19 protein-coding genes and 1 tRNA gene are annotated in these 25,855 nt (G+C 63.7%); 10 read left to right on the plus strand and 10 right to left on the minus strand.

The window, feature by feature from the left end; genetic code table 11:
* Positions 1-538: 538 nt before the first annotated feature.
* A complete protein-coding gene (locus JQ604_RS33300; protein ID WP_433996310.1) occupies positions 539-1,348 on the minus strand; it encodes a DUF4886 domain-containing protein in 810 nt (269 codons plus the stop codon).
* Positions 1,349-1,642: 294 nt separating this feature from the next.
* Here JQ604_RS33300 and JQ604_RS33305 point away from each other — a divergent pair, with 294 nt between their 5' ends.
* Positions 1,643-3,022 carry a cytochrome P450 gene (locus JQ604_RS33305; RefSeq protein ID WP_212364959.1) on the plus strand — a complete coding sequence of 460 codons (1,380 nt, stop codon included), beginning with the start codon at positions 1,643-1,645 and terminating at the stop codon, positions 3,020-3,022.
* Between the two features lie 110 nt (positions 3,023-3,132).
* Here the strand turns inward: JQ604_RS33305 and JQ604_RS33310 are convergent, their stop codons facing one another.
* Positions 3,133-4,158 carry an adenylate/guanylate cyclase domain-containing protein gene (locus JQ604_RS33310; protein ID WP_212364960.1) on the minus strand — a complete coding sequence of 342 codons (1,026 nt, stop codon included), beginning with the start codon at positions 4,156-4,158 and terminating at the stop codon, positions 3,133-3,135.
* Between the two features lie 411 nt (positions 4,159-4,569).
* Here JQ604_RS33310 and JQ604_RS33315 point away from each other — a divergent pair, with 411 nt between their 5' ends.
* The 4 genes from JQ604_RS33315 (at position 4,570) to JQ604_RS33330 (ending at position 11,516) form a co-directional block, all read left to right on the plus strand.
* Positions 4,570-5,541 (plus strand): sensor histidine kinase, encoded by a 972-nt coding sequence (locus JQ604_RS33315; protein ID WP_212364961.1) that lies wholly within the window; start codon positions 4,570-4,572, stop codon positions 5,539-5,541.
* 255 nt (positions 5,542-5,796) lie between these two features.
* Positions 5,797-7,530 carry a putative bifunctional diguanylate cyclase/phosphodiesterase gene (locus JQ604_RS33320; RefSeq protein WP_212364962.1) on the plus strand — a complete coding sequence of 578 codons (1,734 nt, stop codon included), beginning with the start codon at positions 5,797-5,799 and terminating at the stop codon, positions 7,528-7,530.
* A gap of 262 nt (positions 7,531-7,792) precedes the next feature.
* On the plus strand, positions 7,793-10,894 hold the full coding sequence (locus JQ604_RS33325) for a bifunctional diguanylate cyclase/phosphodiesterase (RefSeq protein ID WP_212364963.1): 3,102 nt from the start codon (positions 7,793-7,795) through the stop codon (positions 10,892-10,894).
* A gap of 217 nt (positions 10,895-11,111) precedes the next feature.
* Positions 11,112-11,516, plus strand: coding sequence for a YccF domain-containing protein (locus JQ604_RS33330; protein WP_212364964.1), 405 nt, complete (start codon positions 11,112-11,114; stop codon positions 11,514-11,516).
* Positions 11,517-11,716: 200 nt separating this feature from the next.
* Here the strand turns inward: JQ604_RS33330 and JQ604_RS33335 are convergent, their stop codons facing one another.
* The 3 genes from JQ604_RS33335 to JQ604_RS33345 all read right to left on the minus strand — a co-directional run bounded on the left by JQ604_RS33335 (position 11,717) and on the right by JQ604_RS33345 (position 15,140).
* Complete coding sequence (locus JQ604_RS33335) at positions 11,717-11,974, minus strand: GCG_CRPN prefix-to-repeats domain-containing protein (RefSeq protein ID WP_249159050.1); 258 nt, start codon at positions 11,972-11,974, stop codon at positions 11,717-11,719.
* A 92-nt stretch (positions 11,975-12,066) separates the two neighbouring features.
* Positions 12,067-13,146 (minus strand): LLM class flavin-dependent oxidoreductase, encoded by a 1,080-nt coding sequence (locus JQ604_RS33340; RefSeq protein WP_212364966.1) that lies wholly within the window; start codon positions 13,144-13,146, stop codon positions 12,067-12,069.
* 95 nt (positions 13,147-13,241) lie between these two features.
* Positions 13,242-15,140 (minus strand): patatin-like phospholipase family protein, encoded by a 1,899-nt coding sequence (locus JQ604_RS33345; protein ID WP_212364967.1) that lies wholly within the window; start codon positions 15,138-15,140, stop codon positions 13,242-13,244.
* A gap of 342 nt (positions 15,141-15,482) precedes the next feature.
* Here JQ604_RS33345 and JQ604_RS33350 point away from each other — a divergent pair.
* Positions 15,483-15,559: transfer RNA gene (locus tag JQ604_RS33350), tRNA-Arg, on the plus strand.
* 121 nt (positions 15,560-15,680) lie between these two features.
* Here the strand turns inward: JQ604_RS33350 and JQ604_RS33355 are convergent.
* From JQ604_RS33355 to JQ604_RS33365, 3 genes are all read right to left on the minus strand, one after another.
* Positions 15,681-16,343 carry a winged helix-turn-helix transcriptional regulator gene (locus JQ604_RS33355; RefSeq protein WP_212364968.1) on the minus strand — a complete coding sequence of 221 codons (663 nt, stop codon included), beginning with the start codon at positions 16,341-16,343 and terminating at the stop codon, positions 15,681-15,683.
* A 63-nt stretch (positions 16,344-16,406) separates the two neighbouring features.
* The gene (locus tag JQ604_RS33360; protein WP_212364969.1) at positions 16,407-16,715 is read right to left on the minus strand and encodes a YciI family protein; all 309 of its coding nucleotides are present in this window, start codon (positions 16,713-16,715) and stop codon (positions 16,407-16,409) included.
* A 15-nt stretch (positions 16,716-16,730) separates the two neighbouring features.
* On the minus strand, positions 16,731-17,165 hold the full coding sequence (locus JQ604_RS33365) for a hypothetical protein (RefSeq protein ID WP_212364970.1): 435 nt from the start codon (positions 17,163-17,165) through the stop codon (positions 16,731-16,733).
* 554 nt (positions 17,166-17,719) lie between these two features.
* Between JQ604_RS33365 and JQ604_RS33370 the strand changes: the two genes are divergently transcribed.
* Together JQ604_RS33370 and JQ604_RS33375 are read left to right on the plus strand one after the other, a co-directional pair.
* A complete protein-coding gene (locus JQ604_RS33370) occupies positions 17,720-21,073 on the plus strand; it encodes an adenylate/guanylate cyclase domain-containing protein (RefSeq protein ID WP_212364971.1) in 3,354 nt (1,117 codons plus the stop codon).
* A gap of 212 nt (positions 21,074-21,285) precedes the next feature.
* On the plus strand, positions 21,286-22,188 hold the full coding sequence (locus tag JQ604_RS33375) for a hypothetical protein (protein ID WP_212364972.1): 903 nt from the start codon (positions 21,286-21,288) through the stop codon (positions 22,186-22,188).
* On the opposite strand, the gene JQ604_RS33380 is transcribed toward JQ604_RS33375, so the two are convergent.
* A complete protein-coding gene (locus JQ604_RS33380; RefSeq protein ID WP_249159054.1) occupies positions 22,173-23,039 on the minus strand; it encodes a LysR substrate-binding domain-containing protein in 867 nt (288 codons plus the stop codon). The two genes, JQ604_RS33375 and JQ604_RS33380, sit on opposite strands and share 16 nt — an antisense overlap.
* Before the next feature lie 91 nt (positions 23,040-23,130).
* On the opposite strand from JQ604_RS33380, the gene JQ604_RS33385 reads away from it, so the two are divergent.
* Entirely contained in the window at positions 23,131-23,670 is a 540-nt protein-coding gene (locus tag JQ604_RS33385) for a DinB family protein (RefSeq protein WP_212364974.1), read from the plus strand.
* Between the two features lie 43 nt (positions 23,671-23,713).
* Here the strand turns inward: JQ604_RS33385 and JQ604_RS33390 are convergent, their stop codons facing one another.
* Positions 23,714-24,388: a hypothetical protein gene (locus JQ604_RS33390; RefSeq protein WP_212364975.1), complete on the minus strand. Its 675-nt coding sequence runs from the start codon at positions 24,386-24,388 to the stop codon at positions 23,714-23,716.
* A gap of 261 nt (positions 24,389-24,649) precedes the next feature.
* On the opposite strand from JQ604_RS33390, the gene solA reads away from it, so the two are divergent.
* Positions 24,650-25,801: an N-methyl-L-tryptophan oxidase gene (solA, locus tag JQ604_RS33395; protein WP_212364976.1), complete on the plus strand. Its 1,152-nt coding sequence runs from the start codon at positions 24,650-24,652 to the stop codon at positions 25,799-25,801.
* Positions 25,802-25,855: the final 54 nt, after the last annotated feature.

Raw genomic sequence — 25,855 nt, forward strand, 5'->3', positions numbered from 1 at the left:
TCGCCCTGGTGAGACTCTGCTTTTGTGCCACCATCGCCAGCGACAGGCGTTAGCCTGTTCGCGTGCTTGCCACCAACATCGGGGCGGCAGGCCCACACGACTTCACCGTCCGCCTTGCGCACACACGCCTGTCGCACGCCCGGCGGCCACCGCATCCTCACCCACGTTCGTGGCGTTCGCGAGCGCCCCTCGTGTCGGGTGAGACGGCGAGGATTAGACCACTGATTTGGGTCGGGAGTCAAGTTAAATTCGTCGAACCCGAATCTAGTTTCTGAAAAATATTTTACCTGGGAAGGTCGATGCTCCTCAATCAGTGAGGGACGCGCCGACGGTAGGGTTCCCTCCCCCCTTGCGGGGGAGGGTTAGGGAGAGGGGTTCACACGGGTGGTCTCTCCATAGTCTTTGCAACGACAAGCGGTTGAAGGATTGCGAGAACGGTGCACTGAGCAATCATCTCGCCCGGGGCTTACCCCTCTCCCCAGCCCTCCCCCGCAAGGGGGGAGGGAGCCTGAACGGCGTGCTCACCTCACAACGTCATCTACTTCCCGTAATAATCCTGCACGGTGTCCCAGGCGACCTGCTGCAGGAATCTTGCAGTCTGCTCGTCGATGCCGGCGCGGTAGGGATTGCCGACCGGTGATTTTCCCGTGAGTGCGGCGAACACCACGCAGGAGGCGAGATAGGTGCCGGCGAGTGTGGGATGGCGCTTGTCGGCGACGTGCAGCACCAATTCAGGCTGCTGCTGGAGCGCGCGGGCAAACGCAAGCCCCGCCGGGATCACCAGCGCATCGTTCTCGTTGCCGGCGACGGTGTAGGCTTCCGCGAGCTGCGCGGTCATTTCCGGCTTGTCGGCATAGGCCCAGGACATGAAGAAGATCGGCCGCGTGCCGTGCGTGCGGACGATGTCGGCATCCTTCCTGGCGTATTCGATGAACACCGGCTTCAAGGTCGGATGGATCGGGCACTGGCTGCAATCCATCATCACCGCGGCGTCGAACAATCTGCCGGGCTTGTTGAAGACCACGACGTTGTTGTCGTCGAAGGAATATTTGCCGACCGCGTTGGGGCGGAAATAGCTCTCGACGTCGTGCCAGTCGAAGCCGGAGCCGCCGATCGTGACCATGGTGTTGCGATAGGCTGCCTTGTGCTCGGGATCGGCGGCCTTCTCGAGCAGGCTGACATGGCCGGGCAGGCCGTTGTTGTAATAGAAGAAGCTGTTGCCGATGAAGATGGCCGTCTTCGGATAGTCGGGCCCGAGGCTCGTGACCTTCGGCTTGCTCTGCGCCACGGCCTGCGATCCGACCGTCATGCAGCCGAGTGTGAGCGCGATCACAAATCCGCGGACCAAGTTCGACATGACGCCTGCTCCCTGCGTTCGCCTTGTTTTTGAGCGAGCCCAGCGATGGCGACGTCGTATCGCAAACCCTGCCCGCATTATTGGAAAGAGCGCTATAGCATGGACGGGCGGTGCCGCGACACGATTTGGGTGTCGCAGGCCGCGCCTTGCAGCGGACCGGCAAAGGGTTATTTTCCCTCCACGGCCAGGCAGCGGGCATCTTTGCTTGGGCATGATCTTTCGGGGAATTGAGCGGGTCCGATCCAGGATCCGGGTCCGCCGCTGGTTGCAATTGGAGCATTGCCGATGTCGATGCAGAGCGTGGCGTCCACCGCCTCCACCTTCACGCCGCCAAAGCGCAACACGCTGACGCATATTCCGGGCAATGAGGGCTGGCCGATCATCGGCAACACGCTGGCGGCGCTCGCCGACCCCAAGGGCTATGTGGAGCGCAACGCCGCCAGATACGGCCATGTGTACCGCACCTACCTGCTCGGCGAAACCAGCGTCACGCTGCTCGGCCCCGAAGCCAACGAGCTCCTGCTGTTCGACCAGGCCAGGCAGTTCTCCTCCGAACACGGCTGGGGCAGCGTCCTCGGCCTGCTGTTTCCCAAGGGCCTGATGCTGCGCGATTTCGACGAGCACCGCATCCATCGCCGCGCGCTCTCGGTGGCATTCAAATCCGAGCCGATGAAGTCCTACTTCACCGAGCTCGACAAGGGCATTGCGGCGCGGGTGGCGCGATGGAAGGCCAAGCCCGGCGAGATGAAGATCTATCCCGCGATGAAGCAGCTCACGCTCGACCTCGCGGCGACCTCATTCCTCGGCGCCGAGATCGGGCCCGAGGTCGACGAGGTCAATCGCGCCTTCGTCGACATGGTGGCGGCGGCGGTGGCGCCAATCCGCACGCCGCTGCCGGGCACGCAGATGGGACGCGGGGTCAAGGGCCGCAAGCGCATCATCGCCTATTTCTCGCAGCAGATTCCGATCCGGCGCGCCAAGGGCGGCGGCGACGACCTGTTCTCGCAGCTGTGCCAGGCGACGCATGAGGACGGCGCGCTGCTGTCCGAGCAGGACATCATCGACCATATGAGCTTCCTGATGATGGCGGCGCATGACACGCTGACGTCGTCGCTGACTTCCTTCGTCGGCGAGCTGGCGGCGCATCCGGACTGGCAGCGGAAGCTGCGCGCGGAGATTGGCGCGCTCAGCATCGCCGCCGGCCAGCCAACCAGCCTCGACAATCTCAATGCCATGCCGCTGACGGAGATGGCGTTCAAGGAGGCGCTGCGGCTAAAGCCCCCGGTGCCGTCGATGCCGCGCCGCGCGGTGCGCGACTTCACGTTCAAGGGCTATGCGATCCCGGCCGGCACGCTGGTCGGCATCAATCCGCTGTTCACGCATCACATGGCGGAGATCTGGCCCGAGCCGGACAAATTCGACCCGATGCGCTTCACCGACGAGGCGCAGCGCGGCCGCCATCGCTTCGCCTGGATACCGTTCGGCGGCGGCGCGCATATGTGCCTCGGCCTGCACTTCGCCTACATGCAGGCGAAATGCTTTGCGCGGCATTTCCTCGGGAATCTCGAGGTCTCGCTGCCGGCGAACTATGCGCCGAGCTGGCAGATGTGGCCGATCCCGAAGCCAAGGGATGGCTTAAGGGTGGTGGTGAAGCCCACTTCGTAGATTCGTAGATCTTGTAGGGTGGGCAAAGGCGCGCAGCGACGTGCCCACCATCACGAGCGTGCTCTCGAAGGTGGGCACGGCGCAAGAGCGCCTTTGCCCACCCTACGCAGCTACGCAGTCACTGCCGCCCCAATCCCCACCACATCGATCCCGTCGACGCGGCCGCGGATCGGGAGCGTGCCGAGATCGCTGAGCGGGAACGGCGGCGATGCCTTGAAGCGCGCCATCGCGGCACGTGAGGCCAGGAAGCCGCCGTCGACCTTGCGGCTCAGTTCCTCCAGCCGCGCCGCAGTGTTCATGACGTCGCCGTTGAACACGATCGCGGGCTTGACGTCGCCGATCTCGCCGACGATCACGGGACCGAAATGCAGGCTGCCGCGGATTTGCGGCACGGCGCCGAACTCGCGCTCGAACTGCGGCGCGGCGGCCTGCAGCGCATCGCGCATCGCCGCGAAGCATCGCAGCGGCCGGCAATCGACCATCCCGGCCTCCTCCCGCCAGGTCACGATCACCTCGTCGCCGACATAGTTGAGGACCTCGCCGCGATAATCCACGACCGAATGGGTGAGCAGGCGGAACGCGCGGTCGAGGAAGCGGTGAATGCCGACACCGCCGAGCCGTTCGGCAAGGCCGGTCGATCCGGCGATGTCGACGAACAGCACGAAACGGTTCTCCTCGACCGGAAAGTGATAGCGCCCGGTGACGAAATTCATGAAGACGCGCGGGCCGATCAGCGTGGCGATGCGGAAGCCGAGGTTCAGCAGCACCGAAACCCCGGCGGAATAGGCGACACTGATCCAGAATACGCTAAGCGAGGTTTCGCGCGGCGATCCCACGATGATCTCGCCCGGCTGCAGCAACTGGATGGCAATGATCACGACGGCATAGACCGCGCTGCGCACCGCCAGATTGGCGAGAAAGGACAGCCGGTTGAGCCAATCCCAGAGCGGGCCGTCGAAGATGAACAATTCGATCGATCCGAGCGCCACGCAGGTGAGCACACCGTAACAGGCGCCCGTCAGTATTTGGACCGGGCTGGTACGCCCCTGCGCGAAATTGATCACAACGCCGGCAATGATGCCGGTCGCGATGATCGCGGCCAGGAAGCGCAGTTTTCGCTCGACCCTTGCGTTCATGCGGTCCCCATCCGGCGGATCAGGCACCCAAAGCGTGATGGGATCGGTCGGAAACCATCGTCGGCGCCTGCGATCTCGATATTCCCCACCGGCTTCCACAACGCAAGCGCCGGTGGACCCGCTGGCTCACTTCGCCTCTCCCGCTTGCGGGGGAGGCCGACGCGCATCGAAGATGCGTGGCGGGTGGGGGTGTCTCCACATCGAGATTCCCAACGCGGAAACACCCCCACCCCAACCCTCCCCCGCAAGCGGGAGAGGGCGTCCAGCGGCACTGCTCACATCACCTCAATCCTCATTCGCGTTTCTCGACGCCTCACGAGGTTCCGATTGTGACCGCAAAACCACAACTGCGGGAATTTCGTCACGGCAGCCTTATTTTGGGTCCGCTGATCACGTGAAGTAACAAACGGGATGGCGAAGTTGATCGATGAATTCAGGCGGGGCTGGCAGGGGATTTCCCAGCCCTCGCTGATGTTTGCGACCGCATTTGCGGTGCTCTGCCTGGTGCTGGCCACCTCGGCGCGGTTCGGGCTTGCCCAGATTCGCCCCGACGTGTTCTTCACGCCCTACTTTCCAGCCGTGTTCTTTGCCACCGCCTTCGGCGGCTACCGGGTCGGGATCGCGACCGCGGTGGTGAGCGGCGCGCTCGGCGTGCTCGTGAATTTCTCCGGCGTGCATGCCGATCCGGCGCGTTTTGCGCTGTTGATGATTTTCTGGGCGGTTTGCGGCATCGCGATCTGGGGCGTCGAGCATTATCGCACCATCGTGACCCAGCAACGCGAGATCTCCCAACGGCTGATCGAGGAGGAGCAATACCGCAAGCTGGTGGTCGACGAGCTGCAGCACCGGCTGAAGAACAAATCCTCGACCATCCATGCCGTGCTGCATCAGGCGCTGCAGGACCGCCCCGAGGTGTGGGACCGTATCGACCACCGCATCCGCGCGCTGACTGCGACCGACGATCTGATCACGCGCGTCGACGGCCATGGCTGCGATATCGGCGACTTGCTGCGCTCCGAGCTCGGGCCCTACGGCCATGTCCGCTTCAACCTCAATGGCGAAAAGCTGTTCCTGCCGGCCAAGCTCGCGGTCTCGCTGGCGCTGATCTTCCACGAGCTCGCCACCAATGCCGCCAAATACGGCGCGTTCTCCTCGCCGCGCGGTTTCCTGCAAGTGTCGTGGACAACCGACGACGAGCGCCTCAACGTGATCTGGGATGAAACCGAGGGCCCGGCGGTCACGACCATCGGCGAAGCCGGCTTCGGCACCAGGCTGCTCAAATCGGCGCTGCGGCCGTTCGATGGCAAGACCGAGATCAGCTATCTCAGGACCGGCGTCCACTGCACGATGCAGTGCCGGATTCCGCAATCGGAACGCGACTAGGCGGAGCGCATAAGCAAAGCGAATAGTGTTTCGCACGCGCGCGGCAAGCCCGCGGAGTCGCAACCATTTCCGCAAGCGCCGTCGCATCGCATTGATGGTCTGTTAATGACGATCGCGGGCAGCGCCGTGAAAAGACCGATCGCCGCCTTTATGACCCGTGTTTTCCCGGGTCCACTTAACCAAAATGAAGAGAGACCTTGCGAAGCTCGGCGGATGCATCTTCTTTCCAAACATGACTTTCAGGCTGGAGCGCCAATGCCCGCTAATGAAAGCAATTGCGACCAAGAGCTTCGCATTTTGCGCGATCTTTTCCGCCTGCTGCCATCAGGCGTGACCGTTCAGGACGAGAACGGCACATTCCTGCTGGTGAACGACGCCGCCGCGGCGCAGTTGCGGCTCGCCGCCAATGCCGGCCAATCCGCGCAGCTCGACGAGCGCCACGAAAACTGTCTCGAACTGCTACGTGCCGGCCGCCCGGTGGTGCTGGAAGAAGCGTTGACCCATGGCGCGACGAGGCACGTGTTCCTGACCGCGCACCGGCCCGCGCAGGTCGGCGGCCGCAAGCTCCTGATCTCGAACTCGACCGATATCTCCGAGCAGAAGGCGTTCGAGGATCAGCTGTTCCGCTCGGCCTATTACGACGAGCTGACGGGGCTGCCGACCCGGCGGGTGATCGAGCATCGCGTCAACGGCCTGATCCACCGCGATGGGCCGGTGGCCCCGTTCGCGCTGGCCTTCCTCGACATCGACAATTTCAAGCACATCAACGACTATTACGGCCACGCCGTCGGCGATGCGCTGCTGGTGGAGCTGTCGAAGCGGCTCGGCCACGCGCTGCGCGAGACCGACATCCTGTCCCGCATCTCCGGCGACGAATTCCTGCTGCTGCTCAACCCGATCCGCGACCAGCGCGAGGTCGGCGATTTCATCGAAACCATGCAGCAGCGGCTGAAGGCGCCGTTCTTCATCGACCAGTCCGAGATCTTCGCCTCGACCTCGATCGGCGTCAGCCTGTATCCGGCGCATGGCCGCAGCTACGAGGCGCTGCGCCAGAACGCCGACATCGCGATGTACCGCGTCAAGAACAACGGCAAGGGTTCGACCGCGTTCTTCGATTCCAGCATGGAGCGCGAGGCGCTGGCGCGGATGAAGATCGAGCAGTCGCTGCGGCTCGCGATCCTGGAAAAGCGCTTCTGCTGCGCGTTCCAGCCCAAGGTCGACATCCGCACCCAGGACGTCAAGGGCATCGAGGCGCTGGTCCGGCTGCGCGACGACGAGGGCGTGATCCAGGCGCCCGGCACCTTCATCGACCTCGCGGTCGAGCTCGGCCTGATCGACGAGCTGACCCATCTGGTGCTGGCCGAGATCGTCAAATCGATCGACCTGATCAACGACACGTTCGGCCCGGCCGCGACCATCAGCATCAACGTCGCCGCCAAGCAGGCCGGCAATCCCGAGTTCATGCGCTCGTTCGCGCGCGCGCTTGATGACACCGGCTTCCCGACGCGCTTCATGGTCGAGGTGACCGAGGACGCCTTCGTCGCCAAGTCGCATTTCCAGGACCAGATCCTGCCGATCCTGCGCGGCATCGGCGTCGGCATCTCGATCGACGATTTCGGGATCGGCTACTCGTCGCTGTCGGCGCTCGCCGACATCACCGCCGACGAGATCAAGATCGACCGCTCCTTCATCACCGACATCCATCAGCGGCCGCGCAGCCAGGGCATTCTGCGTGCGATCGAGTCGCTGAGCGAGGCGCTCGGCATGACCGTGATCGCCGAGGGTATCGAGTCCTACGAGGAGCTCGCCTATCTGCAGGCGGCGACCAAAATCCGCTACGCCCAGGGCTACTACTTCTCCAAGCCGATCTTCCTGGAGGATCTGCGCCCGGCGATCCCGCAGACGAGCGAATCCCGCGCCAGCCTGTCGGCCCGCCCGGCCCCCGAAGGCCGCGTCGCCTACTCCCGCGCCAGCGGCTATCGGCGGTGATTCTCCTCGCCTCTCCCCGGCATCCGCCTTCGCCCGAAGGCGGGCTTCGGCGAGGGAGCGCAGCGCCGATCTCCCTTTTGGTTTGCTTAACGGACTCTTGCCGTCCTTGATGACCGGGCAGGCCTGGTGCCCGCGCCGGCCATTGCAATGCGGACCACCGGTGCGTCAGCGCCGCAAAAGCCGCGATTAAATGTTGAGTAACCGGATTTGCTAACCTGATATCGAACACCTGCATCGTATGCATGTCTCGGGGTTTAGAGAGATGCATGGATCGTTGCAGGGGCTGAAGAGCATCCCGTCCGGACGAAGCGCCAGCTGGCAGCGGGTCGTGGCCACGCTGCGCGGGCCGGTGCTGTGGCTGAGCGTCTGCGGCACCCTGCTGGTCACCGTGATCTTCCTCGGCACCATCACGATGATCGGCGAATTCCGCGAGCGGGCGCTGGCCAACAGCGAGCGCGAGCTGGAGAACACCGTGCTGCTGCTCGCCCGGCATTTCGACCAGCAGTTCGAGGATTCCGACACCATCGCCGCGAACATGATCGACCACTTGGGGATCTCCGAGATCGCATCCGCCGACATGTTCAAGACCAGGATGTCGACGCCGGAAGCCCATCGGATCCTCAAGGCCAAGGGCGTCTCCTTCCTTGGGCACATCTCGCTGTTCGACGCCGACGGCAAGATGATCGCCTGGTCGGGCGACTTGCCGGCGCCCAAGCTCGACATCTCCGGGCGCGCCTATTTCAAGAACTTCAAGTTCGATCCGCATCCCGACACGGTACGCGCCGAGGCGCTGAAGAGCCTGATCGTGGGCGGATTGAGCACCGTGATCGCCCATCGCCTGACGGGACCGGACGGCACGTTCCTCGGCGTCATGACCCGCCGCATCGATCCGCTCAATTACGAGAAGTTTTTCGCCTCGATCGCGCCGGGCAAGAGCGCGGCGATCGCCATGTTCCACAACGACGGCACGCTGCTGGCGCGCTATCCGCATGTCGAGGAGTTGCTCGGCAGGAAATTCTCCGCGCCGCTGCATGAGCTGGTGTTGAGCAAGGGCGGCCTGCAGACCATGCGGGTGCGGAGCCCGATCGACGACACCGAGCGGCTCGGCTCCGCGGCCAAGCTCAACCACTTCCCCGCCGTCATCGTCGCCACCAACACCGTGACCGCCGCGCTCGCCGACTGGCGCGCGCAGACCCGCTTCCTGCTGATCGCAGCGACGCTGGCGGCCGCGATCGTCGCCATGGTGCTGTTCGCCATCGTCCGCCAGATCGTGCGGCAGGGCCGCGAGGCCCAGCAGCGCGTCGAGGCGGAGCGGCAGCAGCTCGACATCGCCATCAACAACATGGTGCAGGGCCTGGTGCTGCACGACGCCGCGGGGCGCGTCATCACCCTGAACCGCCGCTACCTCGACATGTTCGACCTCGACCCCGAGATCGTGAAGCCCGGGATCGATTTCCGCGCCATGATCCAGCATCGCAAGGACACCGGCTCGTTCACCGGCGACGTCGATGCATTCTGTGCGCGGGTCCGCAAGAACATCAGTGAGGGCAAGGTCAGCAGCTCCGTCATGGAATGCCCTGATGGCCGCGCCATCAGCCTGGTCAGCAAGCCCCTGAGCCATGGCGGCTGGGTCGCGACCATGGAAGACATCACCGAGCGGCGCAGGCTCGAGCAGGAGCGCGACCGCAACCAGACCTTCCTGCGCGAGATCATCGACCACATCCCCTCGCAGATCACGGTCAAGGACGCCGACAGTCGCCGCTACGTCCTGATCAACCGCGTCGCCGAAGCCGAGTTCGGCCGGTCGCGCGACGAGGTGATCGGCAAGACGGCGTTCGACTTCCAGCCGGAAAAATGGGCCGATATCGTCACCTCGGAAGACGACGAGCTGCTGCAAACCCCGGATTGCAGCCTGTTCAAGGACGAGCATTTGCAGGGCTCGATGGCCAAGGGCTCGCGCTACATCACCTCGCGGCGGATCGGCATCCGCGACAAGGCGGGCCAGCCGCGCTACATCATCAACGTCGTCGAGGACGTCACCGAGAAGCGGCGCGCCAATGAGAGGATCGCGCACCTCGCCCATTACGACGCGCTGACCGACCTGCCCAACCGCGTGCTGTTCCGTCAGCAGATCGAGCGCGAGCTGGAGAAGGCGAAGGCCGGCGAGCAGTTCGCGCTGCTCTATATCGACATCGACGAGTTCAAGGGCATCAACGATTCGCTCGGCCATCACATCGGCGACGAGCTCCTGAAAACGGTTGCCAGCCGCATCAAGGCCTGCCTCGGCGGCGGCGACCTGATCGCGCGGCTCGGCGGCGACGAGTTTGCGGTGATCCGTACCGGCATCAGGGACACGCAGGAGGTCGAGGCGTTCGTCACCGCCGTGCACCAGGCGATCCGCCAGCCCTGCGACTGCCTCGGCTATCACCTGTCGACCGATGCCAGCATCGGCGTCGCGCTGGCGCCGCAGGACGGCACCGAGCTCGACCAGCTGATCAAGAACGCCGACATCGCGATGTACGGCGCCAAGGCCGAGGGCCGCCACACCCACCGCTTCTTCGAGCCCGCGATGGGCCTGAGCGCCAAGGCGCGGCTGATGATGGAGCAGGACCTGCGCCAGGCGATGGTCGATGGCGGCTTCGAGATCCATTACCAGCCGCTGCTCGGCCTGCACTCCAACGCGGTGACCGGCTGCGAGGCGCTGCTGCGCTGGCGGCATGCCGAGCGCGGCATGGTGTCGCCGGCCGAATTCATTCCGGTCGCCGAGGACACCGGCCTGATCTCGGAGCTCGGCGAGTGGGTGCTGCGCACCGCCTGCGCGGAAGCCGTGAACTGGCCGGACCACGTTCGCCTCGCCGTCAACGTCTCGCCGGTGCAGTTCAAGAACCAGACGCTGGCGCTGAAGGTCGCGAGCGCGCTGGCCAATTCCGGGCTGAAGCCGTCCAGGCTCGAGCTCGAGATCACCGAGGCCGTGCTGATCGGCGACGACGAGGCGGCATTGACCGTGCTGCATCAGCTGCGCGCGATCGGCGTCCGCATCGCGCTGGACGATTTCGGCACCGGCTATTCGTCGCTGAGCTATCTGAAGCGCTTCCCGTTCGACAAGATCAAGATCGACCGCTCCTTCGTCAGCGACATCGAGCTCGACGGCTCCGCAACCATCGTCAAGTCGGTGGTGAGCATCGCCGCCTCCCGCGACATGACGACGACCGCGGAAGGCGTCGAGACCGAGCAGCAGCGCGCGCTGCTGCGCCAGCTCGGCTGCACGGAGATGCAGGGCTACCTGTTCAGCCCGCCGAAGCCGGCGGCCGACATCCGCGCGCTGCTGGGCGCGACCGCCGAACGAACGCGCGCGACAGCGTAATCTTGCGGCGTGACACCCCCCTCATCCTGAGGAGCGGCCGCTTGGCCGCGTCTCGAAGGATGTAGGCCACGGACGGGGCCGCATGGTTCGCCCGGCGATGCGAAGCATCGTCCGGAGACGCGCTACGCGCTCCTGACCATGAGGGGCCCCATCTACCGCTTGCGGACCGGCCCACCTATATCAGGCGTGCCTGTCCCCGACGTGAGGATGTCGTGTCATGCAGCCTGTTTCTATCCTTCTGAACCTGCTCTGGATTCTGATCGGCGGCGCCTGGATGGCGGCCGGCTGGATGATTGCGGCTGTCATCATGGCGATCACCATCATCGGCCTGCCCTGGGCCCGCGCCGCCTTCAACATCGCGGTCTACACATTATTGCCGTTCGGCTCGCGCGCGGTGCGCCGCGACGAAGTGACCGGCTATTCCGACATCGGCACCGGGCCGCTCGGCTTCATCGGCAATCTGATCTGGTTCATCCTCGCCGGCTGGTGGCTCGCGCTCGGGCATCTCTTCACCGCGATCCTGCTCGCGGTGACCATTATCGGCATCCCCTTTGCCTGGGCGCACCTGAAGCTCGCAGGCATCGCGCTGTGGCCGATCGGCAAGGTGATTGTGCCGGCGTAACGCTTTGGGCTTCTCGTTTGAGCATGATCTTTTCGGAAAACCGCTTCACACTTTTCCGGATCATGCTCAGTGCCGTAGGGTGGGCAAAGGCGCGTCAGCGCCGTGCCCACCATTTACGGCTTGCTCGTGATGGTGGGCACGCTTCCACCTTCGCTTGTTGAGCTACGGTGCGAGAAGTCGCTTTGCCCACCCTACAATTTCTACAGCCAATCCTTAACGGTTTGCAGACACGCCTGGTGAGTCCGCCGCCAGATGTAGCCGTGACCGCCGCAGGGAGGACGGGGGCGCGAGGTGGCAGGGCATTCGTTCCTGACGCGCGCGCCTGACGTCCAGCCATCGACGACGCAGGCGCCCATCGCGGTGGCGTGGCAGCCGACACCGCAGCCGTCCGCGGCGTTGGCTGCACTCGTGCCGAGGAAGAAACCTGCCGTCAGAACCGCGAGCAAAGCTGCTCTCATGATGTCCTCCATCTGGGCTGTCGTCGGACGCGTTCGGCTTCACCTCATCATAAGCGGTCTCGGGGACGTTCGCTACCGCCAGCGTTGATCCATCACGCCACCAACCGCCCGGGGTTGTTCGCCGCCAGGATCGGCCGGATCAACCGCCCGAACCGCTCCGCCTCCTCATCATGCAGATAGCCGGACAGGCAGAACGAGTGACAGCCGGCATCGATGAAGGCTTGCAGCGTCGCGGCGCATTGCGCGGGGTTGCCGACCACGGCGATGCCGGCGCCGGGCCGCACTTTGGTGATGCCGGTCCACAGATGCGGCATCAGGAGATCGCCATAGTCGCGCGCGAGCTGCTGCACGCGCTGGTTGGCTTCCGAGCGGTTGTAGAGCGTCTTCATTTCCTGCTTCTGCCGCGCGGTGGCGTGGCGCACCAGCGTGTCGGCAGCCTCCCACGCATCCGCCTCGTTCTCCCGGCAGATCACCTGCAGCCGCATGCCGAAGCCGATGGCGTCCTCGCGGTCATGTGCGCGCGCCATCCGCCTGATCTCGGCGATATTGTCAGCGATCCGCTCCGGCAGATCGCCCCAGAACAGATGCACGTCGGAATGTTTGGCCGACAGCTCCCAGGCCTGCCGCGAGCCGCCGCCGAGATAGAATTTTGGGAACGGCTGCTGCAGCGGCCGCGGGCGGATGTGCGCGCCGGCAATCTGGTGAAATTGGCCGTCGAAATGCACCGGGCCGCGCGCGGTCCACAGCGCTTTGAGGATCGAGACCTCCTCCTCCATCAACGCGTAGCGCTCCTCCTTGGCGTAGCGGACGCCTTCGGCCTCGACCTCGCTCTCGTTCTGGCCGGCAATCAGGTTGATGCAGATGCGGCCGTCAGACATCTGGTCGAAGGTCGAGATCATCTTGGCCAGCAGCACCGGATTGATGTAGCCGGGCCGCGCCGCGATCAGCGGCTTGATCGACGACGACCGCGCCGCCATGAACGCGCCCGTGATCCAGGCCTCCCAGCACACCGAGCCGACCGGGATCAGCAGATACTCGAAGCCGGCCTGCTCGGCCGCCTGCACCACGCGGTCACAAAGTTCCGGCGAGCCTGCGATCTGGGCTTCCATCAGCCCATAGGCCCAGGTGTCGCCATGCGTGGGCAGATACCAGCCGAATTCCAGCGGACGCATGCCGATCTCCCCGAGAAGCAGCCGTTGGACGGCCTTGATCGAGACAGTCTACCGCCTGCATCGCTGGCGACAATCGCTCACAACGCGCCCGTCGCTCAACCGGATCGGACGCTGCGAGCAAGCTCGGCAGCATGGCGCGGTTGCTCAGTCGCCGGCCGGCTGGACGACAGGATGGCTGATATCGCCGAATTGCCTTCGGCCTCGAGCGCAGCGATGGCCTCTCGCGCCCAAAGATAGGATGTGTCGAAAATCTCCGTATGACGGTCGAAGTCCGTCACATCGATATCGGGCGACAGCGGCGGCCGCATCACCAGATCGAACGGCGCGGTCGGCAAGGTATCGTAACGCTGATGGGCGACGAGACTGCGCCACAGCACGTTGACCGCGCTCGGCGCGGCCGGAAGCAGCTTCTTGCGGAACGGCGTCAGCATGGCGGCGAACAGCTCGAACCGCCCGGGCAGCTCGTCATAGGCGACGTCGAACATCTCGGCCGCGGGCTCGCCGAAATGCACGACGAGATTGGGGCCGCTCTTGAGCTGATGCATCGGTGCCAGCGGCACGTTGTCGATCAGGCAACCATCGACCAGCATCGCGCCCTCGGCCGTATAAAACGGCGGCAACAGTCCGGGAATGGCGCTTGACGCGCGCACCGCCTTCCAGAGCGGCCCCGAGCGGATCAGCTCCAGACTATGGGTCGACAGATTGGTTGCGACCGCCGCGAACGGCCGCCAGCAATCCTCGATCCGGACGTCGCGGCCGTACTGATTGGCGAGCGCACGATCGAACGCCTTGTGATCCAATAGCGAATAGCGCGGCCAGGTGGGCCGCCGGAAGCTGCGGCTCGTGACGAAGATCTCGTGCGTGCCGCGCTCGAGATGCTCCGCCTCGTGATTCTTGGCAAACCCCGCCACCATGGCGGAGCCGACGCTGGTGCCGACAAAGATGTCGAACGTCACGCCGCGCTCGCGAAACGCCTTGTAGATGCCGACATGCGCCGTGCCAAAACTGCCACCGCCGGCGGCCACGAAGCCGATCGCGCGGCCGGACAGGAAGCGGATCAGGCTGTCGATGTCAACCCGATCCTCCAGCGCGACGTGGTGGTGCATGAGGCACGGCAGCCGGGCGAGCCAGGCCGTGGTCCCGCTGACGTGACTGCTGCGCCGGTCATGAATGCGCACGATGCGGCGTGCCGACGACGGATGAACCTCGCAGGCGAAGGCCTCGACCTCCGTCAGCGGTCCCGTGGGCGCATCGCCGCGGCAGGCGAACACGACCATGTCGGCCTGGCGGATCGCCTTGCGCACCCATATGGGCGCATCGCGCCCGCCGAGATAGATCACCAGCGGCGCGGCGTGCTCGAGCCTGTTGAGCCAGTCGGATACTTCCGGTGCGTCGAGGGCGCGACCGGGAAACATCGCACCGACCCGGGCGGGATCGACGATCTCGGCATCGGTGGCGGCGAGCCCGTCACGCATGCGGCGATCGAAGACATCGGGCACGATCTCGCGGCCGCCGTCGATCAGCGCGACCGTTCGCGCCTTCGGTGAGGCGCGGATCGGCAACAGACGCGCAGTCTCCTTGGCGAAGCGGCGCGCCAGCGCCCCGAGCAGCGCCTCGACGATCGCCGGGGCATCCCTGGAGAGCGCCTCATATGCGGTGCGCGTCAGCGCAAGCACGCTGCTGTCGCGGATCGCGATCACGTCGGCGGTGCGCGGGACATTGCCGAAGAAGCCGATTTCTCCGACCAGCTCGCCGGCGCGAAGCTCCGCAATCGGCTCGAGGTCACCCTTCCTGCGCACAGCCAGCGCGCCATGCAGCACCATGAACAACGAGTCCGACGCGCCGCCCTGGGCGACGAGCATTTGCCCACGCACCAGATCCAGGCGGATCATGGCTTTGAACGCCTTCAGCCGCTGTTCCGGACTGAGGGTCTGGAACAGCGCAAAATCCTCCAGCACGTTTCCCAACGCAAATGTCGCGCCGGCTTCGTTCATTGGCGACATCCAACCCGACGATTTCAGCGGATGTTAGCGCCGCCCTGCCGTCACGGCGAGCAGTATGAACACGCGTCCATGCGCCAACTGGCCGCGACTCCTGCCAATGGAAGCGCTGCAGCATGCAGCCAAGCGCCGTTGCGGCCGGCGCGGGCCGCCTTCTTCGAGGCCGCAGTGAGAGGCAGCCGGCGCGGGCCGCCCACACGGCGTCGACTCTCCCGGCAAGCGCGATCCGGCACGATTCGCACGTCGGACCTGGCCGTTCGGGCCCAATTGCCTGCCCCAACCGGCCCCGCAAAGCCGTTGCCCGGAGCAGGCCAATCAGCTAAATGAACCCCGCACGCACCCGTAGCTCAGCTGGATAGAGCGTTGCCCTCCGAAGGCAAAGGTCACACGTTCGAATCGTGTCGGGTGCGCCAAATTGGTGTCTTGCAGAGCATTATCCGCGCTCGAATCGAAACTCGAGTCCTGCCACATTCGAGCGAGCAAGCTATCTGGAAAGAAAGTCGTCGCGAACGGCGGCTGACGCGCACGCAGCCATCAACGCTTTGCTGTCGCAAGCTCAAACAGGCTTGGCAGCTTGCGTAGTGTATGGACGCTCCCCTCGATCTTGGCTGCCCCACTGGCGACGGCATCGTCAAGCGGCAGATGTCTTCCCAATATCTGTAGCAGGACGTCGAAGCGCGCCTCGATCGCTGCGATCCCGGAACTTTCGCCTTTGGCAATACTGGTCCCCGCGGGACCGCCCTCGATGATGAATCCCGTCGTTCCATCCGGGTACGGAATACGCAAACCGATGCGGCATTGCCGCACTGCCGTGCGGCTCGCAATCGCTTCGAGTGCGAGCAACACCCAGTCCGGCTCGAAGGTTTCGCCCGTGCGCATGGGAAACAGAAAACGCCCACCCCAACGGATCAGCTCGCGAATCGCGGGCTGGATCGCGCGGCCTGTTCCGGTGAGCTCATAGACCTGGGCGTTGAACGGGGCCGGCAGCACCACACGCTGCACGACGCCCGCCTCCATCAAGGCATTGAGCCGATCCGTCAAAAGCGCCGGACTGATGTCGCCGAGACGTTCGCGAAGGTCGCCGAACCGCCTCGGCGCGAGCAACAGTTCGCGGATGATCAGCAACGTCCAGCGCTCGCCGACAATTTCGGCCGCGCGCGCGAGCGCGCAAAACTGATTATAGCGAGCTCCGCTCATTCAGATGACATGACTGCTCCGCTTGGTCTGGTCAATCCACCGATCGCGGCGATCCACCGGTCTTCAGCGCATCTCCATCGCTTCGGCGATCTCGATCGTCCCGATCTCGAGAAACGGACAACGCTGCGCGATGTCGAGCGCCGCGTCCATGTTGTCGGCAAGCACGATCGAAAATCCGGTCAAATGGTTCGGCCCGCGCTCGGACACGGCATTCGAGGTTACAAGCTTGCCCTGCCCGAGTGGCATCCCAGGGTTGATCATGCGGTCGCCCAGTCCATCGACCCACGCTTTCCATTTGGCCATCTGCGCCGCCCGCTCTTGTGGGTTCGCCGTCTGTTTGCCGCCGAGATAGGCGATGACGTATTTCGGCATCTCGTCTCTCCGTCCTCAGTTTCGATAGGCGAGCGCAATCAGCGGTCCGACAATTGCGAACTGGAGCAGCGTAAACCCCGTCTCCAGCAGCACATAGAGCGGGACGGAGCTCATGATGCTCTTGGCGGCAACGGCCAGCGTCGTGAACGACCACGACAGCACGGCAAGCGCCAGCCCGTAGGCAACGCCCGGCCTGAAGGTGGCGCTGCCCCGCGCGGGAAAGAGCCGCGGATAGGCCCAAGAGAAGATGATTCCCTGAATCACCATGGAAACGAAGCCGAAAGGAATGATGGGATCAGGACGATATATCCCGAGCGCGTCGTAGGTCGGCGCGAACAGGACCAGGTGCCAGACATACGCTATCGCAAATGTCGGCACGAGATAAGCCGCGACTCCCATCCAGAAGCTGCTCTTGGACAACACCCCGCTATCCGCTTCAGTTACCGCCATCATCTCCTCCTTCCAGTGCCGACCGGCGCTTCGGAAAAGGCGAGCAGATGCGCCGACACCGCATCCCCCGCGCCCCGCGGCAAGCCGGGGCGCAAACAACGGGGTCTCGAGCGCAGATGCGCGCGGAAAGATCAAATGCGGCAATCGCTTCGCAAAGACGGCCGCCCGCCAGGCGCATGGCTCCCTGCCGCTTACTATAGATATAATACTATCTACTTCATATTCTGAAGTAAAGCTGAATTTGCCTGTGGGAGGCTTTCCCCGTCAGCCAGTCGATGTGCTGGGAGACCAAAAGCGCGCAGCGACGATCTGCAGCGGGCTCACGCAATAGAATTCTGCAGGCGCTATCGCAAGGAGAGCCGCTGGTATTGGATCGCGGATGCGGTGCCTGACTTCTCTGCTGAATATCCGCACCCAGACAGCTGAAGCTGAAAAGTAAGTAGTGCTGTCATGTTGGATCGATTTGGCGCGCGACCTCGATTGCTTGGCTACTCGCATCGTCGTTAGATGGCTGGAACGGTCGATCGAGCCCGGCTACCGACATGGGGACGGAGATGCAGCATATCGCCGAGTGGCTGGAAGATATCGGCCTGTCCGAGTACTCGCAGCGCTTCGTCGAGAATGGCATCGACATCTCGGTGCTTCCGCATCTGACTGATCAGGATCTTAAGGAGCTTGGCATTCTCCTCGGACATCGACGGAAAATACTCGCGGCGGTTGGCCGGCCCGCAATCGCACCAGCATCGCCCGCACCCGCCAGCCCGTCCGAGCCGCAACCACGGGAGATCGCCGAGCGCCGCCAGGTCACAGTATTGTTTTCCGATATGGTAGGCTCGACAGCCCTCTCCACGCGCCTGGACCCGGAAGATCTCAGAGAAATCATCTCATCTTACCAGAATTGCGTGACGCAGATCATCCGCCGCTCTGGTGGATTTGTTGCCCGATACATGGGGGATGGCGTGCTCGCCTACTTTGGCTATCCGGAAGCCCATGAAGAGGACGCGGAGCGCGCCGTTCGGACGGGGTTGGAGCTTGTCGCGGCGGTGTGTGAACTCAAGACGCTGGTCGCATTGCAAACGCGCGTAGGCATCGCAACCGGCATGGTCGTCGTCGGCGATCTGATCGAGACAGACGAAGCGCGCGAACGCGGCATCGTCGGCGAAACACCGAATCTGGCGGCGCGATTGCAAGGCGTGGCAGAGCCCGGAATGGTTGTCATCGCCGAAAGCACCCGAGAGCAACTCGGCAGGCTGTTTGATCTTGAAGAACTCGAAGCAAAGGACCTCAAAGGCATTCCGAAACCTGTGACGTCATGGGCAGTGCTGCGGGCCGGCGCAGCTGAAAGCCGGTTCGAAGCTCTTCACGCAGGCACGATGACGTTCGTCGGGCGCGAGGCAGAAATCGAACTGCTCAAACGTTACTGGCGATTGGCAAAAAGTGGTGAGACCCGCGTGGTTCAGGTCTCGGCCGAGGCGGGACTGGGAAAGTCGCATCTCGTGGCGACATTCGCCGAGCAGCTTCGGTCCGAGCCCCACACCATTCTGCAATTTTTTTGTGCGCCCCACACTCGCGACAGCGCGCTCTTCCCCATCATCGCCTGCCTGGAACGGGCGGCCGGCTTCAAACATGAAGATACTCCAGAGGCCAAGCGCAACAAGATTGAAACGCTCCTCACGTCCAGCTCAGACGTGGCCGAGGATGTCCATTTGATTGCAGAGTTGCTCGCGCTGCCGCGGTCCGACGACGACCGTGCAATGGACTATTCACCGCAGCGTACGAAAGAAAAGACGTTGGACGCTCTTTTGCGTTACGTGGTTGGCGCGGCAAGGCGCCAGCCGGTCTTGCTAATCTTTGAGGATGTCCATTGGATCGACCCGACCTCGCGCGAATGGCTGGATCTCGCCGTTCGGCAGATGCGGCAATTGCCGGTTCTGGCGCTCGTCACATCCCGAACAGAGTTTCAATCGTCCTGGGCAGGCCAATCTCACGTGACATCGCTGCCGCTGCCGCGGCTTTCGCCGGAAGACTCGGTCACCCTGGTACGGCAGATCGAACGCACCAATGCGCCGCTCTCCGAGGGAGTGGTGCAGGAAATCATCGATCGGTCGGACGGTGTGCCGCTGTTCCTCGAGCAGGTGACACGAGCTGTGCTCGAAGTCGGAGACGCCAATGTCGTCAGGAACGGCTCCACCCCGTCGGCACCGGACCGTCGTATCCCTTCAACTTTGCAGGCCTCGTTGATTGGACGTCTTGACCGTCTGGGAAAGCCAGCAAAGGAGATCGCCCAGCTTGGCGCGGCGATCGGACGCGAGTTTTCATACAATCTTCTTGCGGCGGCGTCGCAGCGCCCTCCCGTCTACCTGGAGGATGCACTTGCCCGGCTGGTCGAGAAGGAACTGATCCTCCAGAGCGCATCGCTTCCCGAGGCCACCTTCCTTTTCAAGCATGCCCTTGTGCAGGATGCCGCTTATTCCACGCTTCTCCGGACTTCGAGGCGGGATATCCATGCACGCATCGCCACTGCAATGCTGTCCAGGGGAACCGCCGACAGCGCTGCGCCGGAGATCGTCGCCTTTCATCTGCAGCAAGCCGGCCGACCGGCCGAAGCGATAGCCTATTGGCGGAAGGCAGGAGAACAATGTGCTCGTAGGGCGAACAATCGCGAAGCGGCGGCCCACTTTCGTCGCGCGCTGGCCCTGCTGGAGCGGCATCCACAAGCGAGTGACCGCCTTGGCATCGAGCTCGCGATCCTGTCGCAGCTCGCGCCGGCGTTGATGAGCGTTTATGGCTGGGGTGCGACCGAAGTCGGCGAAGTTGTCGAACGGGCCACTGAAGTGGGCCATCAGCTCGACAGTTCACAGGAGGTCGCACCCTCTATCGCAAACCTCTGGCTCTTCCACTATGCCAATGGCCGGCTCGATGCAGCGGAGAAAGTGTCACGCGATCTGCACAGGATTGCTCGGGATCTGGACAGTCAGGAGGTATTGCTGCAAGCACATCATACCGCGTGGCCCGTGCGGTGGGGCCGAGGGGCAATGAAGGACGCTCTCGGACATATCGATGCCGGATTGGCGCTTTATGATGAGCAGCGCCACGCGCATCACCGGTTCTTGTATCTCGGGCACGACCCCGCCGTTTGCGGCTTGGCGATCGCTTCACAACTCTGTTCGAGTCTCGGTTATGCGGCACAAGCAAAGGACCGGGGCGATCAGGCCCTGGCGTTGGCCCGGAGGCTCAACCATGAGCCCACGCTTATGCACGGCCTTTGGTTCGTCATTGAATCGCAGATGACACGCAGTGATGTTTTCGGCGTGACTGCAAACACGGCGGAACTCCTAAACCTCGCCGAGCAATACGGACTTCCGCTGCCGCGCGCGATGGGACTGATCTATCGCGGCTGGGCATTGGCATACTCTGGCAAAGCGGAAGAAGGTCTTGCGCTTGCAACGGAGGGCACCGGCTTACTGCAGCGGACCGGAAACCAAATTCTTCTATCGCGCGCCTACGGGGTTATCGCCGAAATCCACTTGATGACCGGAAGATATCAGGAAGGTCTGAGCGAAGTAGAAAGGGCGATTCACGTCGCGTCAAACATCGGCGAATTCTTCTATATGGATCGCCTGCTTCTGAACCGCGCGCTGCTGATGCGGGAAACGGGCCAAGCCGAAGAAGCGGTCGAAGCAGGATTGAAGCGCTCCCTGGAGTTCGCGTCCTTGCAAGGCGCCAAGGCCCTCGAATTGCGCACTGCTATCCATCTCGCCAATTTGTGGGGTCACAATGGCAAGCGTGACCAAGCGCAGAAATTGCTAAGATCGACTTGCGACAGGTTCACCGAAGGGCACGATACGCCCGATTTCAAGCGGGCTAGCGAAATGCTGCACGGGCTTGAGGACCAAGCCCGCACTTGATTGCGACGATCATTGCTTGCCTGCTCTTCCTTCCGGCTTTGTATGCACGTGTGCACGCTTCGCATTGCGGGCGGCCGGGCGAAGGCTCTCCTCTGTCCACCCAGTTGCTTGCCCTATCGCTTTTTGCGAACGGGCACGTTATCTTGCTCCGAAGGCAAGGCTCACACGTTCGAATCGTGTCGGGTGCGCCATTTGCGGTAGTCAACGATCCCATGCGCATGATTGATCGTCTCTTCTCCTCTTTCGCTCTCTTCCTTGCAATCGCAGCCGTCCCGGTGCCTCCCGCGCGCGCTGCTGAAACCTGCCCGTTCATCGGCGCTCAGGCGCTCGCCGGCGCGATGCCGGCGATCAAATGGTCGCTGATTTCAAATCAGGACGGCCGCGGCTGCATCTACCAGGCCGGGCGCGGCGACACGATGATGCTGACCGTGTTCCGCAATCCCGACAAGGACCGCGCCAGGGAATTGTACGCAACCTTCGTCAAGACGCTCGGCGAGCGCATGCCGCTTGGCGCGGTGTCCGGGATCGGTGACGAAGGCCAGGGCGGAACGAGCGCCGCCGACGCACAGCGCCAGGAGGCCTCGGTCGTCGCCCTGTCCGGCGATTACATTGTGCAGATCAGCGTCTATCCGGTCGGCCGGCGTGCCGACGGCACGCTGCTCGGACCGCTCACCGACGTCGCGCGCGTTGCCATCGGCAATGTGGGCAAGACCAGCGAGCGGTTCGGCAGTTGCGAATGGCTCACTGCCGCGGATGCCGACGGCTTTCTCGACACGAGCACGCTGACGCTCCAGCGGACCGGCGCGGGCAGTTGCATGATGTTCGATCGCGAGGCCAACACCATGACTGTCGCGGTCATCGAGATGTCGCGCGACACCGTCATCGGCATGATGAAGCGCGCAGGCCCGTGCAAGCACGTGGCGATACCCGAGCTCGGCCGCGAAGCCTTCGGCGAGCATTCCTGCACCAAGGGCAACGGCAACGCCGTCAACATCTATGTCTGGAAGAACGGCAGGCAGGCCTCGATCCTGTTCGCGCCGGTCAAGCCGCATCCGGAGTCCGGCTCGGTCGTGCGCCTGAAGGCGGTCGCAGCGCAGGTCTATGGAAAACTGTGACGGCCCGCAGAGCGCGCTGAAACCGCAAGAATCCATTTCTCAAATGCGCCGAGGAGCCGATCATTTCGACGAACGGGTCGGCGCAGGAGATAGTAGCCCTCGTCGAGCGTGATCGGTGGCGCGAGAAGCTGTAGACGCCGGCCGGAAAGGTGCTCGTCGACATAGGCCATGTCGATCATCGCAATCCCCCCGCCGGCAAGCGCCGCCTCGAGAGCTTGCGCGCGCGACTCGACAACCAGGCCGCCTTCACTTGGCTTTCCAGCCCGCTGAGATGCCGCCCACCAAAGCGACCAGTCGCGAAAGCGTGATCGGGCGCGGATGATGGAGGTTCCTTTAAGGTTCTGATCGGCGCCGGGCGCTGCAACCGGAGCGAGGGTCTCGCGAAACAGCAAGGTCGCGGTCAGTCCAGGCCAGTTGCCCGATCCGTGTCGAATGGCGCAGTCGAAATCCTCGGCCTCCAGATCGATAACCCGACGCGTCGTTGTGAGTGCCACCTCGATGTCGGGATGCCGGGCCCGGAACTCCGGCAATCGCGGCAACAACCAGTGCGACGCCAATGTCGCGACCGTGCTGATGCGCAACTGAGAGCGTCGCCGGCGGATCGGTTCGACAGCCGCCTCGATGCGGTCGAGGGCGTCGCCCATCACCGCGAGGAGCGCGTCGCCATCATCGGTCAGGACGACACTGCGCCCCCGTTTCTGCATGAGTGTAACGCCGAGTTGGCGCTCGAGATCTGCGACCCGATGGGAAAGGGCCGAACGGCTGACCCCAAGAACATCAGCCGCTGCCGTGAGACTGCCGGTCCGCGACAGCAGAGAAAGCGCCTGCAAACCTCTGAGCGATGGAAGCATGACTCGCCGCATCGACTGGTGATGACAGGTGAGACTATCTCACGCTTCGATCCCGCCGCAAACTGCTACCGATCAAGCGGGAGGACCGCCGATGCCGAATGTGTTCCAGCAGCTTGCTGCCTATAATTCCTGGGCCAATGCCCGGCTTTACGAAGCGGCGCTTGCGCTGCCGGAGGAGTTGTATCGCGCCGACGCAGGCGTGTTCTTCCGCAGCCTGCATGGGACGCTGAACCACCTCCTCTTGACCGACAGGCTTTGGCTGACCCGGCTCACGGGTGTCGGCCAGCAGCCCACGCGTCTCGACGGGATCCTCTACGAGGATCGCCGGGAGCTTGCGCGGGCGCGCCTCGCCGAGGACTCGCGCCTCATCGCAGTGGTCAATGGTTACGACGACGCAACTCTCGCGCGGCCGCATGCCTATCAGACAACGTCGGGGAAGCCGCAGGAACAGCCGCTATCGGACATCCTGCTGCATCTTTTCAATCATCAGACGCACCACCGCGGTCAGGCGCACTCATGCCTGTCGATCACAACCAAGCAGGAGCCGCCCCCGCTCGATCTGCTGCTGTTTCAACGGGGGCTGCCGCCGCCCAACCTCGCCGAGCGTTTGGGCTCGTCCACGCCGGCGTGATCTCACAAATCGGGCTGTCGCGATTTCACCCCCTGGCAGGTCGTCAGCTTTCCGGGGCTGCCGGTGTCGTCGCCGGAACAGTGAGGGGAGCTCCGCCAATCGAGACCGGCCCTGCAGGTTTCGATTCCCGGGTCATTCGTTTGCGCAGCGCCAGCCGGTAGGCGTGCCCTCGTCGGATGGACGACGTAATCTCCGACATCATTGAACCTTGCAACGAGTCGACCTTCGCGATCAGCGTGGAAAGCTGCGCGGATATCTTCCTCACATCGACCCGCTCGTCCGTTATGCTCTGTCGGAGCGACAAGAGTATGAGCGAGTCCTGCTGCAGCAGAGCGGTGTTTTGCTGCAGTGATTGATTGTTCTGCTGCAGCGAAGCCGTGTGTTGCTGCTGAGCCGATTGAACATCCTTCAAGGCGGCAACGACCGGATCCGGCGTTGGCGTGGACGCTTTCTGGTGCGGAAGCAGCTCGGCCAGACGGCTGACATCCGGCAACGGCAACTCAGACCGCCATGCATAGATGGCCGCCGTGCCATTGATGGCCAAGGCGCACACCGACAGGACGAGGACCGATTTGCGGCTGGCCTTCCTGGTCGGCATTGCAGCCTCGACAGCTGCAGGTTCGGATGCCGTGGCGATGGCTGCGGCCGCGGCCGCAAGGGCAGCAGGGTCGAATTGTTCGGCCAGGCTTTGCACTTCCGATGTTGTGGTCATGTGCATTGACCTCGAATGAGCGGGCAAAGGGAAGCCGTCGCTGGGACGTCCTCGCGACGGCTCCTCTACGCAGCACCCATCTACAACTTTCGTGAATTATGAACCGATGAGATTAATTCCACGTTAGCGCGCTCAGCGCGCCGCTCGTGAGACGACGCTGGCTTCTATGCCATCGGCATCGGCGCTTGTCCTTGGTGATTTTCCGTGGAATTACGGTGGCGGCGCGCGCAATATCCGAATGCAAGACGCGCATCATGAGGCGCCGGAATGAACGATCGATATGATGCCGTCGTCATTGGCCTCGGCGCCATGGGCAGTGCCGCCTTCTTCGAGCTGGCGAAGCGCGGCGCGCGCGTGCTCGGCATCGAGCAATTCGACCCCGGTCACGACAGGGGGTCATCGCATGGCGAAAGCCGCATCATCCGCCTCGCCTACTTCGAGCATCCGTCCTATGTGCCGCTGGTTCAGGAGGCGCGGCATCGCTGGGCCGAGATCCAGCAGCGCGCCGACGAGACCATCTTCCTCGACATCGGCTGCGTCGAGATCGGTTTCCCGGGCGCGCCCCTGATCCGTCGCTCGCTGGAAGCCGCGCGTCAACATTCGCTTCACGTGGACGAGATGGACGCACGGGACATCCGCATGCGATTTCCGGCGTTCGACGTGCCCGATGATTGGACCGGGCACTTTCAAGCCGACGGCGGCCTGCTGATCCCCGAGTTGGCGATCAAGACCTTCGTCCGCGAAGCCGTGCGGCTGGGCGGAACGCTGATGGCCGGCACGAAGGTCAGGCGGATCGAAAGCGGATCGAAATATCCGGAGATCGATCTTGGCGCCGGACGCGTCAGCGCCGAGCGCGTGATCGTCACCGCCGGCGCCTGGCTCACCGAACTGGTCGATATTCCGCTTCCGCTCGAAATCTCGCGGCAGGTGGTGGGCTGGTTCGAGCCGCAGGTCGCCGCGAGCTTCACGCCGGAGGCCTTGCCGGTGTTCTTGCTGGCGACCCCGGATAATGCCTATTACGGCTTTCCCAACCACAGGGAGTCGGGATGGAAGGCGGCATCGCATCTGCACGGCCGATCGCTTCAGAACGCGGACGCCCTGCGCCAGGACGCGGCGCCTGATGATGAGGCGCAGATCAGGCGGATGGTGTCCGACTACATGCCTGACGGCAACGGTCCGCTCCGGAAGATGCAGACATGCATGTACACGAATACGCCTGACGGCCATTTCCTGATCGATCGGGCCGCACACGACGCCCGCATCATTGTTGCGTCGGCGTGCTCCGGACACGGCTTCAAGTTTGCGCCCGTGATCGGCGCAATTCTCGCCGACATGGCCGAAGACAAGACGCCGGCATTTCCGATCGATGGCTTCTCCGCCGACATGTCGCGCCGCCTGTCGCCGGTGCAGCTGTTTTGAGGCGAACATCGCTCAACCCCCCTGCGCCTGCGACATCATTCGCGTCGACGGCAC

This window comes from Bradyrhizobium jicamae, from assembly GCF_018130695.1.
In the GTDB taxonomy this organism is placed as follows: domain Bacteria; phylum Pseudomonadota; class Alphaproteobacteria; order Rhizobiales; family Xanthobacteraceae; genus Bradyrhizobium; species Bradyrhizobium jicamae_B.

Coding starts and splice junctions, on each gene's coding strand:
- JQ604_RS33335 (WP_249159050.1), bottom strand. CDS start 11,974: ATGAGAGCAGCTTTGCTCGCGGTTCTGACGGCAGGTTTCTTCCTCGGC.
- JQ604_RS33340 (WP_212364966.1), bottom strand. CDS start 13,146: ATGCGTCCGCTGGAATTCGGCTGGTATCTGCCCACGCATGGCGACACC.
- JQ604_RS33385 (WP_212364974.1), top strand. CDS start 23,131: ATGCCGAATGTGTTCCAGCAGCTTGCTGCCTATAATTCCTGGGCCAAT.
- JQ604_RS33390 (WP_212364975.1), bottom strand. CDS start 24,388: ATGCACATGACCACAACATCGGAAGTGCAAAGCCTGGCCGAACAATTC.
- solA (WP_212364976.1), top strand. CDS start 24,650: ATGAACGATCGATATGATGCCGTCGTCATTGGCCTCGGCGCCATGGGC.
- JQ604_RS33320 (WP_212364962.1), top strand. CDS start 5,797: ATGCCCGCTAATGAAAGCAATTGCGACCAAGAGCTTCGCATTTTGCGC.
- JQ604_RS33325 (WP_212364963.1), top strand. CDS start 7,793: ATGCATGGATCGTTGCAGGGGCTGAAGAGCATCCCGTCCGGACGAAGC.
- JQ604_RS33360 (WP_212364969.1), bottom strand. CDS start 16,715: ATGCCGAAATACGTCATCGCCTATCTCGGCGGCAAACAGACGGCGAAC.
- JQ604_RS33315 (WP_212364961.1), top strand. CDS start 4,570: ATGGCGAAGTTGATCGATGAATTCAGGCGGGGCTGGCAGGGGATTTCC.
- JQ604_RS33330 (WP_212364964.1), top strand. CDS start 11,112: ATGCAGCCTGTTTCTATCCTTCTGAACCTGCTCTGGATTCTGATCGGC.
- JQ604_RS33370 (WP_212364971.1), top strand. CDS start 17,720: ATGCAGCATATCGCCGAGTGGCTGGAAGATATCGGCCTGTCCGAGTAC.
- JQ604_RS33365 (WP_212364970.1), bottom strand. CDS start 17,165: ATGGCGGTAACTGAAGCGGATAGCGGGGTGTTGTCCAAGAGCAGCTTC.
- JQ604_RS33380 (WP_249159054.1), bottom strand. CDS start 23,039: ATGCTTCCATCGCTCAGAGGTTTGCAGGCGCTTTCTCTGCTGTCGCGG.
- JQ604_RS33345 (WP_212364967.1), bottom strand. CDS start 15,140: ATGAACGAAGCCGGCGCGACATTTGCGTTGGGAAACGTGCTGGAGGAT.
- JQ604_RS33310 (WP_212364960.1), bottom strand. CDS start 4,158: ATGAACGCAAGGGTCGAGCGAAAACTGCGCTTCCTGGCCGCGATCATC.
- JQ604_RS33355 (WP_212364968.1), bottom strand. CDS start 16,343: ATGAGCGGAGCTCGCTATAATCAGTTTTGCGCGCTCGCGCGCGCGGCC.
- JQ604_RS33305 (WP_212364959.1), top strand. CDS start 1,643: ATGTCGATGCAGAGCGTGGCGTCCACCGCCTCCACCTTCACGCCGCCA.
- JQ604_RS33375 (WP_212364972.1), top strand. CDS start 21,286: ATGCGCATGATTGATCGTCTCTTCTCCTCTTTCGCTCTCTTCCTTGCA.